Source organism: Nostoc sp., from assembly GCF_036916975.1.
Lineage (GTDB): Bacteria > Cyanobacteriota > Cyanobacteriia > Cyanobacteriales > Nostocaceae > Nostoc.
Map to the genome: position 1 here is coordinate 1 of NZ_JBALFF010000122.1, position 13532 is coordinate 13532.

Annotated in this window: 11 protein-coding genes; 10 read left to right on the forward strand and 1 reads right to left on the reverse strand. The window is 38.5% G+C overall.

The annotated features are described in order from the left end of the window. The first annotated feature begins 106 nt into the window (after positions 1 to 106). From V7K73_RS28155 to V7K73_RS28190, 8 genes are all read left to right on the forward strand, one after another. A complete protein-coding gene (locus V7K73_RS28155) occupies positions 107 to 1381 on the forward strand; it encodes a radical SAM family RiPP maturation amino acid epimerase (protein ID WP_334885189.1) in 1275 nt (424 codons plus the stop codon). Between the two features lie 138 nt (positions 1382 to 1519). Continuing rightward, entirely contained in the window at positions 1520 to 2539 is a 1020-nt protein-coding gene (locus tag V7K73_RS28160) for an aldo/keto reductase (RefSeq protein ID WP_334885138.1), read from the forward strand. Beyond that, positions 2536 to 3606, forward strand: coding sequence for a hypothetical protein (locus tag V7K73_RS28165; RefSeq protein WP_334885140.1), 1071 nt, complete (start codon positions 2536 to 2538; stop codon positions 3604 to 3606). The genes V7K73_RS28160 and V7K73_RS28165 overlap by 4 nt, the downstream gene beginning before the upstream one ends. Positions 3607 to 4234: 628 nt before the next feature. Next, complete coding sequence (locus tag V7K73_RS28170; protein ID WP_334885142.1) at positions 4235 to 4576, forward strand: NHLP leader peptide family RiPP precursor; 342 nt, start codon at positions 4235 to 4237, stop codon at positions 4574 to 4576. 113 nt (positions 4577 to 4689) lie between these two features. Beyond that, positions 4690 to 5058, forward strand: coding sequence for an NHLP leader peptide family RiPP precursor (locus V7K73_RS28175; RefSeq protein ID WP_334885144.1), 369 nt, complete (start codon positions 4690 to 4692; stop codon positions 5056 to 5058). Positions 5059 to 5326: 268 nt separating this feature from the next. Continuing rightward, on the forward strand, positions 5327 to 5695 hold the full coding sequence (locus tag V7K73_RS28180; protein ID WP_334885144.1) for an NHLP leader peptide family RiPP precursor: 369 nt from the start codon (positions 5327 to 5329) through the stop codon (positions 5693 to 5695). 384 nt (positions 5696 to 6079) lie between these two features. Beyond that, on the forward strand, positions 6080 to 6424 hold the full coding sequence (locus V7K73_RS28185; protein ID WP_334885146.1) for an NHLP leader peptide family RiPP precursor: 345 nt from the start codon (positions 6080 to 6082) through the stop codon (positions 6422 to 6424). Between the two features lie 392 nt (positions 6425 to 6816). Continuing rightward, positions 6817 to 10002 carry a type 2 lanthipeptide synthetase LanM family protein gene (locus V7K73_RS28190; protein WP_334885148.1) on the forward strand — a complete coding sequence of 1062 codons (3186 nt, stop codon included), beginning with the start codon at positions 6817 to 6819 and terminating at the stop codon, positions 10000 to 10002. A 378-nt stretch (positions 10003 to 10380) separates the two neighbouring features. On the opposite strand, the gene aroA is transcribed toward V7K73_RS28190, so the two are convergent. After that, positions 10381 to 11661 (reverse strand): 3-phosphoshikimate 1-carboxyvinyltransferase, encoded by a 1281-nt coding sequence (gene aroA, locus V7K73_RS28195; protein WP_334885150.1) that lies wholly within the window; start codon positions 11659 to 11661, stop codon positions 10381 to 10383. A 504-nt stretch (positions 11662 to 12165) separates the two neighbouring features. Between aroA and V7K73_RS28200 the strand changes: the two genes are divergently transcribed. Then, positions 12166 to 12840 carry a carbonic anhydrase gene (locus V7K73_RS28200; RefSeq protein WP_334885152.1) on the forward strand — a complete coding sequence of 225 codons (675 nt, stop codon included), beginning with the start codon at positions 12166 to 12168 and terminating at the stop codon, positions 12838 to 12840. A 292-nt stretch (positions 12841 to 13132) separates the two neighbouring features. After that, positions 13133 to 13438, forward strand: a complete 306-nt coding sequence (locus tag V7K73_RS28205; protein ID WP_334885154.1) for a hypothetical protein — start codon at positions 13133 to 13135, stop codon at positions 13436 to 13438. Positions 13439 to 13532 lie beyond the last annotated feature (94 nt).

A 13532-nucleotide genomic window follows, 5' to 3' on the forward strand; every position in this document is an offset into this window, starting at 1 on the left:
TCACTCAGTCCTTCAAAACGTCCAGCCATAAACTGATACACTCTTCTCAGATGGAAAGTAGATTATCACATTTTCATATTAGTGGGATAGGTTCAAGCAACTTGCTATAGACCCCTATGGTGCTTGTGTGCGCTACGGTTTGAAGGTAAACCCAGAAGACATCAGACCCAAATGGGACAAAAATTTTGCTAGCAGTTCTGAAGAACAAATTGCAGAAGAGTTTCCACTGTTGAAGCTGTTTGACCAGTTCTACGAGCAGTATCTGGAGAGAGCAGTAGATGTTGGAATACCTATTTCTTCTTCTGCTAATTCCCATTTTTGGGCTTGGCGAGAACGCCAAATTGCACGTGTTGGCAGTCAAGTTAAAGCTTACGTGCATCGTGAAATTAGCCATTTTACTAATGCTTTTGAACTGAGCAAAGGTTGTTCAGTTGGCTGCCGATTTTGCGGCGTTGCAGCACCCCGCCTGAATGACATCTTTATCTATAATCCAGGCAATGCTAAGTTATGGCGTGAAGTCCTTGAGAACATGACAAGTATCTTAGGCTCTGCATTCCAGGGAAGCTTTTGCTATTGGGCAACCGATCCTTTTGATAACCCAGATTATGAAAAGTTTTGTGGTGATTATTATGCCATTACAAAAGTTTTCCCTCAAACCACAACGGCTCAAGCTCTAAAAAACCCAGAACGGACTCGTGCCTTCTTAGAATTCTCAAGAAAGAAAAACTGCTTGTTCAATCGCTTTTCGATTCTGTCTTTAAAAATGTTAGAGCAAATTCATCAGGAATTTAGCCCTGAGGAGTTAATAAGTATAAAACTCGTTTTATTGAATGACGAAGCAGAAGATATTAAAGCCCATGCAGGACGGCAGCGAGAACGCAATCTCCAGCAAGGTATAGCAGACAAAGAGCTTCCTGACCAAGGAACAATCGCTTGCGTCTCAGGATTTTTATTCAATATGGTTGAGCGCAGTGTTAAGCTCATTAGTCCTTGTAATGCAAATGAACGTTGGCCACTAGGTTACATTATTTACGATCAAGGAACTTTTACTAATGGGGATGAACTTAATACTTTGATCCAGCGCATGATTAGAGATCACATGCCACTGACAGTACGACCTTACGATTTAATGCGCTTCCGTGAAGATTTGAAATACGAAAATCTTTCAGATGGTTTCCAGCTTTCTAATAAAGTTAAAACCTTCAAGTTTGTCAACGATCCTTATTGGAGGGATCTGGGCAAGATGATTCACGAAGGTAATAAAACAGCAGAACAGATAACTCAATTCTTGGCTGCACAAGGAGTGTTATCGGAGCAAACATCTTACTATCTCAATGTTTTGTTTGAACGAGGACTGTTAGACTCTGAGCCTAAACCATAGAAAACAAACGTGATTGGGAGTGGTTTGTATCCTGATTATGAGGGGTTGAGAAAGTTCGTAGTAAATCCTCAAGTTAAAGAGCGCTTAAGCGTTGACTACGAACCCCATAAAATAAATGATACAGATTGAGGGATTTGGATGAGTCACTTTAATCTAGCAGTTAAATCCGAAGATAGTCTATCTAGCAAGAAAGATTTTTATATGCCAGAACTATCTCTACCATTTTATCGTCCATTAGGGCGAACGAACTTAACAGTCAGTTGCTTAGGACTAGGTGGTGGAGGAAAAATTTCAAGTGAAGATACGCTCTATGCTTTCGAGCAAGGAATTAATTTCTTTTTTTATTCCAGCGATCTCCACCATTTCATATATCGTCATATGGCAGATGGGCTACATCAACTTTGTGGACGTGGTTCCTCAAATCGAGAAAAAGTAGTTCTTGCAACTGTCACCTACATTAAGAATCCAGAAGTTATATTCGGTATTCTCTTAGATCAATTTGGAGAATTGGGAATTGATTATATTGATGTGTTGTTCTGGGGTTGGATTGGTGATAGTGACGGTCTAGCCCTGAAAAATTGCTTGGATATATCGCCAACGTTGCGCGGTTCAAATACAGTGTACCAAAAATTTGTGGAACAAGTATTCGGTGCATCTGAGCGTCTAAAAAAGATGGGTGCTGTTCGTTATGTTGGCGCATCATTTCATAATCTCAACCATGCCCAAGAGTGGCTCCACAGTCCTCTTTTAGATGTGGTAATGGTTAGACATAACCCTGCTCATCGTTTAGCACAGGAAAAAGTTTTTGGAGATTTAGATCCACAAGATCCACAGCGTCAAGGAATTCTCACCTTCAAATCAACGAACTCTGAGCTAGGTGCTCTCTGGAATCCTCCTCCGACTTTGCCTCAGTCATGTTGGCAACCTTCAATACCAGATTTTTACCGCTATTCTTTATCGCAGAATTGTGTAGATGTATGCTTAACTGGATTAGAGAGACGAGAACAAATTGATGCCGCGATCGCCGCAGTACAAAAAGGAAAACTTTCTCCCGCAGAAATTGACTATTTAAATATATACGGCGATCTGATCCGTCAAAAAATAAATATTAATGAGATATCTCCTGAGCGGTTACTTCAAAAAGCTCAAACATTATGAATCACACTCTGGAAAATTATCTTGAGGTTGTTGCACCTCACCTTTCGCATAAGCTAGTTTCTTCCCAAGCTTTGTCTTATATTCAAACAATAACAAAGATTCTCCCACCTTTGCCAGAAGTTTTATTGGAGTGCCGCTTGGCTGATAATAATCCCAACGTGGACTTTTCAGTTCTAGCTAAGGCATCAGATGGCAGTCGGGATATTTTAGCAGGGTTAAGTTCTACTAATGCGCTGCCAAATGTAATTTTTACAAACCCTGTGTGGAGTCGTATCCGAGATTTTTGTCTTTATTGGCATCAGCCAAACTCTCTCTTAGCTAATAATATAGACCACATTTGGTTAGAATTTGATGTTGACGATCAACCGCAAAATATACCGATACCTAGCTTTTTCTTCCATTTTCAATATCATTCTAAATTTAGCCGAAAAAAATTTAACTCATTTGCTGAACAAAAACAGACGATAGCAACTGGTTTAAGTCTGTTGTTAGAACATTCTCTTACACCTCAAATCAAGCAAAATTTAGCTATTTGCTGCGATTCGTTACCTCCTGAATCTCAGGTGCTTTACATTGGTGCTATGCTCTCCCGACCATTAAATGCTGTGAGGCTTAATATTATTGATATTCCTGAAGATAAACTGGAAAACTACCTTACAAAAATTGGTTGGACATACCCGATTAAAAAACTTCAAGAACTTATCAAAGTCATTAGCAGTTTTGTAGATATTATAATTCTAAATTTTGATGTAGGAAATACTATTTTACCTAAGGTAGGGATAGAATGTGAATTACTGAAAAAAAGCCCACGGCTTGAACCTAGATGGCAATTATTTTTAGATTATCTGGTTAAAACAGGTTTATGTACACCTGACAAAAGAGATGCTTTTCTGAGTTGGCATGGACACTCTTATCAAGAGTCTAATGCAGAAGTATGGCCAAGCAATGTGAGCAGAGTATCAAGTATCCTTTTTAGAAGGTTGAATCATATTAAAATAGTTTATTATCCCAATAGTTATCCAGAGGCAAAAGGATATTTATCATTCAGTCATAAATGGATTGATTAATGTTAAAAGTAAGATTGACTGCTGATAATATATTCTATATCAATACGATTCGGATAATATGGTTTGTTTAGGTTTAAACAAACTAGAGATATTGCAGTGCAATGTATCTAGACGCACAGATTTTTTGCTAATTACCCTTAACCAAACCGGATTATATTCTATATAACTTAATAAGGTTCACTTAAAGCTTTCATTTATCCCCCCCTAGCCCTGTTAAAAAAGGGAGCTAGGGGGCATTTTCAACGAGTGAAAACAATACGGTTTGGTTAAGTCCAAAAAATAAAAATCTGTAGGTTGGGGAGCCAAGGATTTCTACTTATATCGATTATCTGTAAGATTGCATAGAACAAGGGGCTTAATCTCCTTATTTTACGAAGCTTGTTTTTGTGCAGTTTCACAAATAATTGGTATTAGACTGATTTGTGTCATTATTATCTTTGTCAAGCAAACTTGATAATACTATTTATACACAAATTTTTAAATTAAATTTATAAAAATATATTCTCTTTATATTTTATAACTAAAAAAACATCATTATTTCCGAAAAATTGTAGATTAATAATTTTATTGATCAATACTAATATAAAAGTGTCACTAATTGGTTGACTAAAAACAACCTAAATCAAATATGACAAAAAATTCGCAAGCTTTTAACCCCCAAGAGTTTGAAAAGCGGATTATTGACAAAGCTCAAACAGATGCTACTTATAAACAGCGGTTGTTGAGTAATGCTAAAGCAGTTTTTGAAGAAGAATTAGGTCAAAAATTGCCAGCAGATTTAGAAGTTCAGGCTCTACAACAGAGTATGAAAAAGCTCTATCTGTTGCTACCAATGCAGGTTGATGAACTAGCTCGCAATCAAGTCCTCTCTGAGGAAGAACTAGAGGCAGTTGCAGGGGGGGGTGCCCTTGGCACTCTCCTGAGGTTAGGTGCACTTGTAGGTTTTGGCATAACAGGTGTTAGTACCTGATGATTATTCAGACAAATGCACAGTCAATGCTGGCATAAGTAAGACATGTTTATCATCAGCTAAAACTGATAGTTTCATTTTCGGCGATTATATCTATATAGGAGACGAAAATCATGACCACGAATTCACAATCATTTAACCCCGAAGATTTGAAAAAGCGGATTATTGACAAAGCTCAAGCAGATCCTAGTTATAAACAGCGCTTGTTGAGTAATGCTAAAGCAGTTTTTGAAGAAGAATTAGGTCAAAAATTGCCAGCAGATTTGGAAATTCAGGCTCTACAACAGAGTATGAAAAAAATCTATCTGTTGCTACCAATAGAGCTTGATGAACTAGTTCGCAGTCAAGTGCTTTCTGAGGAACAATTAGAAGCAATTGCAGGAGGAGGAACGATATCAACTCTCCTCAGAGATTCCGGCTTTCAAAAAGGTGCCGCTGCTGGTTCAATCATCACAGTCGTTGGTAGTCTTGGTACTACGTGAGTGCTGCATTAGTAGGGCATGTTCATAACTTATCTAACACCCATTGATACGAGTTCAGATTGAATACTTTCTTGGGAGTCAAATTGAATCTCGTATCACATACTTTTCAAGGTTCTACATCTTGTTAGTCGTTACTAAGTTTTTCAGTTACTGAGGATTATTCAGAGAAATCTACAGTAACTGAAAAGCATAAAAAAGACATCTTCATCATCAGCTAACACTGATAGTTTCATTTTCGGCAATTACATCTATATAGGAGACGAAAATCATGACCACGAATTCACAATCATTTAACCCCGAAGATTTGAAAAAGCGGATTATTGACAAAGCTCAAGCAGATCCTAGTTATAAACAGCGCTTGTTGAGTAATGCTAAAGCAGTTTTTGAAGAAGAATTAGGTCAAAAATTGCCAGCAGATTTGGAAATTCAGGCTCTACAACAGAGTATGAAAAAAATCTATCTGTTGCTACCAATAGAGCTTGATGAACTAGTTCGCAGTCAAGTGCTTTCTGAGGAACAATTAGAAGCAATTGCAGGAGGAGGAACGATATCAACTCTCCTCAGAGATTCCGGCTTTCAAAAAGGTGCCGCTGCTGGTTCAATCATCACAGTCGTTGGTAGTCTTGGTACTACGTGAGTGCTGCATTAGTAGGGCATGTTCATAACTTATCTAACACCCATTGATACGAGTTCAGATTGAATACTTTCTTGGGAGTCAAATTGAATCTCGTATCACATATTTTTCAAGGTTCTACATCTTGTTAGTCGTTACTAGGTTAAAGCCTAGTAACGACTAAAAGTCATGTTTTTCATCGAAAAATCGTGTGTAGGCAGAGCCTCAACAGCGTAAATCTGACGTTTACAAGCGTGGGTTACTGACACTTATCTCTTATCCCCTTCTGAACAACTTGCATTCAATTAAGTAGGTGTGTGGCAAAATTTATCGTTGAGATAAGGTACGCTTTAGCTAACACTTATAGTTTCATTTTCGGCGATTATATCTATATAGGAGACGAAAATCATGACCACGAATTCACAATCATTTAACCCAGAAGAACTGAAAAAGCAGATTATTGACAAAGCTCAAGCAGATGCTACTTATAAACAGCGCTTGTTGAGTAATGCTAAAGCAGTTTTTGAAGAAAAAATCGGTGAGAAATTGGCAGCAGATTTGGAAATTCAGGCTCTACAACAGAGTATGAAAAAAATCTATCTGTTGCTACCAATAGAGCTTGATGAACTAGTTCGCAGTCAAGTCCTTTCTGAGGAACAATTAGAGGCAGTTGCAGGAGGAGAATTAATTCCCAATAATTCAACCTTTCCAAAAAGTGCCCCTGTCCCTAGTGGTATCACTCTTTATATCTGAATAAATTGCATTCATACCATTTCTATTTTGAACATCCGCCTATGGGACTTACCCAAAACTGCGCTGTAGGGGAAATTCATAAATTGCCCCTACGTGAATAAAGCGCAGCCTCACATAGAATTGGTATCACTTAAGTGAGTGGCAAAATTTATCGTTGGGATAAGGCACGCTTTGGTGGAGACACTTGAGCTGGAGGGAAGAGAGTTTTGACCCAGTTCATCTTTATTTACATAGTTGGGTTTTATTGTGCTTACCTATTTAGGTCAACATACACATTGATTCACTCCTAAAGTATCTTTTCAATTGGGAGTGTATGTATTGAATTGATTATGAATGATAGCAAAATAATTATTTTTTATAAAGATTGCTCGAATAATTTGAAATAGTAAATTATGGAATTTTCTCATGAACAACTGGTTAGAATCGTGGAAAGAGCCAGTACACTTCTTGAGCGTTTTAGCTCTCAATTTGTAGTAAATCATACATCAGAATTTGATAGTTCGATCAATTATAGAATTGAAAAATGGTGTAACTCCTGTGCCAAAGGAAACTATCAGCAGTTTGAAAAACGTCTCGCTTGGGATGGACTGACATGGGAAACCGTATGTTCTGCTCTGTCTGATGCAAACTTAGTTGACAAACTCAATTTACCTGCTTGGACAGATGTCTTGAATGAAAGTGTTAAAGCTGCTGCTATTGCTTCTAAAGAGCAGACAGAATATGGCTGTCTTTCTCTAAAAGAACCAATTGTTTTCGAGGAACTTTTCTTGCCTTTTGTCTATGTTGCTAGACAGAAATTAATCGCTCGGACAGGCAATAATTACCATCTTATTTCAGAACTAGCTCAAGCCAAGTTAGAGCGAGGTTTGCTCTTTTCACTAGCTCGTTTGAGTGAAAATCCTACAGAGTTAAAATTTTCTAGCTTCCGAGCAGCAAGAGAATCTCTATTTGCCTACGTTTTTAGGCAATCTCAAAACGTTGTCAGTCGGGTTAACTATGAGGCATTTATTAATACGATGCTGAATGAGGGTGGACTTATAGATTTCTATGAAGAATATCCTGTATTAGCTCGTTTAGTTGCGACTAGAACAAGTTTTTGGGTTAATGTGGTTGAGGAATTTATGTGGCGATTAGCCGCAGATTATGATGAAATTCAGCAAACATTTCAACAAGAAGCATTGGGTCAAGTTGTTGATATAAAATATCGTTGTTCTGATTTTCATAATAATCATCGTACTGTCATCATAGTCACCTTTGCATCTGGTTTAAAACTTGTCTATAAACCAAAAGATTTGGCTATAGATGAAGCATTATTTAATTTATTATCTTGGTTTAATCAACAAAATTTGTTTTTATCTTTTAAGTGCTTAAAGGTACTAAATCGTTCGACTTATGGATGGACTGAGTTTGTGCAGTCTTCACCTTGTGAAGATAAGCAAGCTATTGGGCGCTATTATCAACGAACTGGAATGTTATTAAGTGTAGTACATTTTTTGGGAACCACTGATTGTCATTATGAAAACTTGATTGCTTGTGGAGAATATCCAGTTATAGTAGATTTGGAAACTATTATGCAATCCCAATTCCTGGTAGAAGCAGATTCAAGTGAGCCTATAAACGCATTATTTTTAGCTTATCAATTACTTAATAAAGATTCTATATTGTCTACAAATTTCGTACCTCAGTGGTCTGGAGGAGTAGATGGAAAAGATATCTACGATCTCAGTGCCTTAGGAAACAGTCATGAACAAGAAATTAATGCTAGCCAGCCTAAATTCGTCAATATTAACACCGATAACATGTACATTAAGCAGGAGCGTATAAAGCTAAAAACTGCACAGAATCTTCCATTACTGAATAACTCTTTAATTGCACCTGATGATTATGTAGAGGATTTGATAGCAGGCTTCCAGCAAATGTATCATTTTTTGTTGAGTCACCAGGAAGCCCTTTTAGCTTCTAATAGTCTTTTATCACAATTTATTCATCGACGAACCCGGTTTATTTTTCGTGCAACTGAAATTTATTCCAATCTGCAAGCGAATGCCCTCCAACCTGAATATTTAAAGGATGGAGTTGAGTACAGTATTCAGCTTGAGGCTTTAAGCAGAAGTTTCCTTGTGACAGAAACTAAGCCATTATTTTGGTCATTACTGCATGAAGAACTACGCTCTATAGCTCAGATGGATGTTCCTTATTTTACAACATTCTCAGATAGTCATCAGTTATTTACTGGATTATCGAATATACCCCTTCTAAACTCACTTAAAAATAGCTACTTAGATGTTGTCAATCGATTACAACAACTTAGTGAAAAAGACTTAGTACGGCAGATTGAGATAATTCGGAGTTCCTTTTACGCCAAAACAATTAACAAATCAGATGGGATAGTGTCTGATATTGTTGAGCAGACTGGTCTAAGTCTGGAGGGGATTCCACTATTAAGTCAGGAACAATGTTTACAGCAGGCAATTGCGATCGCTACAGAAATTCAACTCCAAGCTATTCGTGCTGATGATGGAAGTGTTGCTTGGATTGGACTAAGCTATCTACCAAAAGCAGAGCGATTTCAGCTAAGTTCGTTGGGATATGGTTTATATGATGGTAGCTGTGGGATAGCTTTGTTTCTGGCAGCATTATGGTCAGTTACAAAAGATAATCAGTTTCGCAATTTGGCTCTAGAAGCTTTACTGCCACTGCGCCACGATCTTCAGTCTTTAGATCCAGATAATCGGCAAAGATTTACCAAGCTCATAAGCGCTGATATGGAATTAGGCTCAATTCTCTATGCCCTTGTCCGAATCAGTCAACTGTTAGAGGAACCAACTCTTTTGGAAAGTGCAAAACAGGGAGCTTGTTTCATCACATTAGACAAGAGCAAAAATACTCAAGAGTTGGATATGCTCTCAGAATTAGCAGGTGTGATTCTGGGGCTACTTGCGTTAAATATAGCTTGTGGAGATATCACTTATTTAGAGCAAGCCATTACCTACGGCTATTATATACTGAGCCATGAAATCACAAGTCACGTTGGACTTAAAAGGCCAACTACAGGAAAAAAACTTTGGATAAACTTTGCTCACGGAATAGATAGAATTGCTTATGCTCTGTTAAAGCTTTACGAGACAACTTTGGATGTTAATTTTCTCGTGGGTGTGAAAGAATTGATCGCCTATGAGGGCAGTCATGGTTTTTCTGGCAATGGTTTAGCTTACTTGAGCAGTTTTGCTGTGCTTGATACCGATGAAATTCGCCAACAGATTGAGAATACTCTCAATACAATACAGCAAGTCAGCTTTGACCGAGTTGATCGCCTTTGCTGTGGTAATTTTGGTATTATTGACATTCTAATCGAGGCATCTTATCAGCTTTCTCGACCAAGCTTGTTAACATCTGCACAACAACGAGCAGCATGGGTTGTAAACAGAGCAGAAGAAAATGGGTCATTTTGCCTATTTTCTACATCTGACAAGCATATCTACAATCCAAGTTTCTTCACTGGAACATCTGGAATTGGCTATGGGTTATTAAGACTGAGCTATCCAGATTTATTCCCCTCTATTTTACTATTCTGTTAAATTAAATATCAAACCTCACCCTACCTCCGGCTGACCCCGACAATAATAAGGAGAGGGATTGAGGGTGAGGTTTGCTCTTATATTTAATTACGCCTACCTACTTACTAGTACAGTACGGCGTAAATCAAGCGAGAGCATCCCAATTTTGGCTTAAATTTTTTCCCTCACCCCCAGCCCCTCTCCCACAAATGGGAGAGGGGAGACATAATTCTGGTTTTCCGAATCCCATATAAAGGGATTCGGGGTTAGGGGATGAGGGCTATCAAGGTTTTTGCACCTGACGGGATGCTCGCAATCAAGCTACCATTTTAAAACTTGCAAAAGCCTTGATATACAAAAAATTTTGACTTTTGACTTTTGGCTTGCGGTACTAGTCTTTTATTGTTCTAACATTTGGAAGAATCGGGTAAAGTAATCTGGAAAGGTTTTCGCTGTACAGCCAGGATCTTTAATTACAATCCCTGGAACCTTCAAGCCTGTGACAGCAAAAGCCATTGCCATGCGATGATCGTGATAAGTTTCAATTGCCGCCGGGGTAATGGGGCCAGGCTCAATTTTCAGTCTATCTGGAAATTCTTCAACCTTAACTCCTAAGCGACGCAACTCTGTTACCACAGCTTTAATCCTATCGGTTTCCTTATATCGAATATGTTCCACGTTCCGAATAGTAATCGGTGAACTGGCAAAAGGCGCGATCGCTCCTAATGTTTGCACCAAATCCGATATATCATTCATATCAATGTCGATGCCTTGCAATTGAAGAGGCCCAATCACTTCGGTGTAATCATCCGAATCTTTAATTTGGCAACCCATCTGTTCTAAAACATTCAGCCACAGAATATCACCCTGACAAGATTGTTTGGTCAAATGTTTGACGCGCACCCGTCCACCCGTAACGGCGGCGGCGGCAAAAAAGTAAGAAGCATTTGACGCATCGGGTTCCACTGTGTAATGCCGAGCTTGGTAACGTTGACCCGCTTTAATCTGAAATTGATTATCGCCGATTTGAATCACCTCTACACCAAAATCTGCCATTAAACGACAGGTCATTTTGACGTAAGATTGAGAAACTAATGTCCCCTCAACTTCAATGTGGGTATCTTGTTGAGCATAAGGCGCAATCATCAGCAATGCCGAAAGTTGCTGACTTGTTTGGTTAGCTTTCAACCGAAAATTCCCGCCAGCGAATCCCCGGCTGTAGACGGTATAGGGCATAAACCCGGAGTTTCCTTCAAAGTTAATGGTTGCTCCACCCGTTTGCAGCACCGTCAATAAGTCACCCATTGGCCGTTCTCGCATTCTGGGAACCCCATCTAGGCGATATTCGCCGTTACCCAATGCCACCAGCGCCGAGATAAACCGGGCTGCTGTACCTGCCAAACCCACAAATAAATCTGCCTGTTTAGCTGGAATGTCGCCTCCTCTTCCCGCGACTTGGATTTGTGCCAAATCAGGATTTAGCCTAATGGGAATACCCAATTGCTCTACGCATTTGGCAAAATATTCGCTATCTTCACTAAATAAAGCATTTTCTAAAACGGAGTCGCCTTGGGCTAAAGCAGCAACAAGTAACGCCCGATTGGTAAGACTTTTAGAACCGGGAATTTCTACCGTGGCATCCACTGGCCGATTTAGAGCAGGAATTGCAATGGTATCCACGTTAAACCTCTACGTAGGCAGTTAGCTACAACTTTATATATTGCCATATTCTGACCAAAAGGGGCAAAAGTGGTAAAAGCTATAAGACTTTTTCTCAAAAAATTTCAAGGACTATGTATTGTCTCTGATGCCAAATGGATTACACATTAAATAACTTTAATAAAGTTACTTTTGTCTGCTACTTACCGCTAACAAAATTCTGTGAGCCTAGCTTTCGCACTGGAGGCGAAAGCGGCAAAGATATAGCTACTGATGTAGGCAAAATATCTTTGATACAGCAAAGCAGCGCTCGTACACGGGGGTTTCACCACCATCGGTTGCCTGTGTTGATCGGATTAGCGAGTTTTCGAGTGTCTCTTCAAAGGGACAGGGCATTTTATTTCTTGGATCTTCCTAGAAGTAAGCCTTTATTATTCCATCTTAATCCCAGAAGGATGTGTACGTAAAATCACTGGATGATAGAGAAAATTTAAAGCTAAATATTTTAACGGGAAAAATTGAACTATGTCTATTACACGTATAATTGAAGGTCTAAATGAGTTTCATGACAACTATTTTCTTACACATCGTGAGTTGTTTGAACAACTATCTCAGGCTCAAAACCCGGAAGTATTATTCATTACTTGTTCTGACTCGCGCATCGATCCATGTTTAATTACTCAAAGTCAACCAGGAGAATTATTTGTTATCCGTAATATTGGTAATATAATTCCTGCCTATGGAACCTTGAATAACAGCGAAGGAGCGGGCATAGAATATGCTGTCCAAGCTTTAAATATTAAAGTTATTGTCATCTGTGGGCATTCAAACTGTGGAGCAATGAAAGGGCTATTACAAATAGGTAGCCTTGCAGGGCAAATGCCTTTAGTTTACGACTGGTTAAAGCATTACGGTGAAGCTACTCGCCGCCTTGTCTTTGACAACTATAAGGATTATCCCAGCGATCAACTATTAAAAATTGCAATTGAGCAAAATGTATTAACTCAGATAGAAAACCTAGAAACATACCCAATAATCCGCTCGAAAGTACATAGTAATAAACTTAGCCTTCATGCCTGGATTTATGAAATAGAAACTGGTGAAGTCTTTGCTTATGATGCAAGTGTAAGTAAGTTTAAAATTTTACAAAATCGCCCCTTTCCTGTACCTAATCTACTGACCAGATTACCATCAGAATGATGAATTTAGCTAAATTTAATCAATATTTCAACAAGCGTGGTTCTTGTTGCGGTGGGGTGTCACGTAGCTGTCTTTGTTTTGGATTAGCCGAGATTTTTTTAAAAAAGTAGCAATTGTTGCTGATACAAGCAGGCGATCGCGCTAAAATTTGGAACTTAAGCCAGATTCAACTCCAATAACTCTTTAATAATTCGTAATTCATAATTTATGATATGAAGCAACTAAGTTGAGTTATGGAGATAAAAATTATGATTTTTTCTAAAACTGACATTCAATTACATCCCAAGGACAAATGCCGAACGTAAACAAATTTCAAAGACTAGTAGAACTTGCAAACGATCATGGAATTATTTGCCAGCCTACACCAGAAGAATGCTTGATTGCATCCTTGCCTGGAGACGATGATTTTTTATTAGCTTTTACTTGGTCTGGTACAGTTGAGGGAGAGCCGCCAGAGCATGAATTAATTGCAATTAGTGTGCAGGATATTGTTAAAGAAGTTACCGTTGCAGCTTGGCAAATTCCTTTTTATTTATTTGGAAACGTTTTAAGACAGGCTCAGATGCTTGTCGCTGCCCACAAAGATTTTGTTAGCTAACAGACAAGGTATAGCTAAAAACTGCTATCCCTGTCAACTGTCTGTGGCAGGGATTTTTATAGTTAAAAATATTCTCTCTTGAAAGTAAAAAATA

Bases quoted from the DNA above. Each gene is read 5' to 3' on its own strand.
- V7K73_RS28160 (WP_334885138.1), top strand. From the start codon at position 1,520: ATGAGTCACTTTAATCTAGCAGTTAAATCCGAAGATAGTCTATCTAGC.
- V7K73_RS28205 (WP_334885154.1), top strand. From the start codon at position 13,133: ATGCCGAACGTAAACAAATTTCAAAGACTAGTAGAACTTGCAAACGAT.
- V7K73_RS28190 (WP_334885148.1), top strand. From the start codon at position 6,817: ATGGAATTTTCTCATGAACAACTGGTTAGAATCGTGGAAAGAGCCAGT.
- V7K73_RS28180 (WP_334885144.1), top strand. From the start codon at position 5,327: ATGACCACGAATTCACAATCATTTAACCCCGAAGATTTGAAAAAGCGG.
- V7K73_RS28170 (WP_334885142.1), top strand. From the start codon at position 4,235: ATGACAAAAAATTCGCAAGCTTTTAACCCCCAAGAGTTTGAAAAGCGG.
- V7K73_RS28200 (WP_334885152.1), top strand. From the start codon at position 12,166: ATGTCTATTACACGTATAATTGAAGGTCTAAATGAGTTTCATGACAAC.
- V7K73_RS28165 (WP_334885140.1), top strand. From the start codon at position 2,536: ATGAATCACACTCTGGAAAATTATCTTGAGGTTGTTGCACCTCACCTT.
- V7K73_RS28175 (WP_334885144.1), top strand. From the start codon at position 4,690: ATGACCACGAATTCACAATCATTTAACCCCGAAGATTTGAAAAAGCGG.
- V7K73_RS28185 (WP_334885146.1), top strand. From the start codon at position 6,080: ATGACCACGAATTCACAATCATTTAACCCAGAAGAACTGAAAAAGCAG.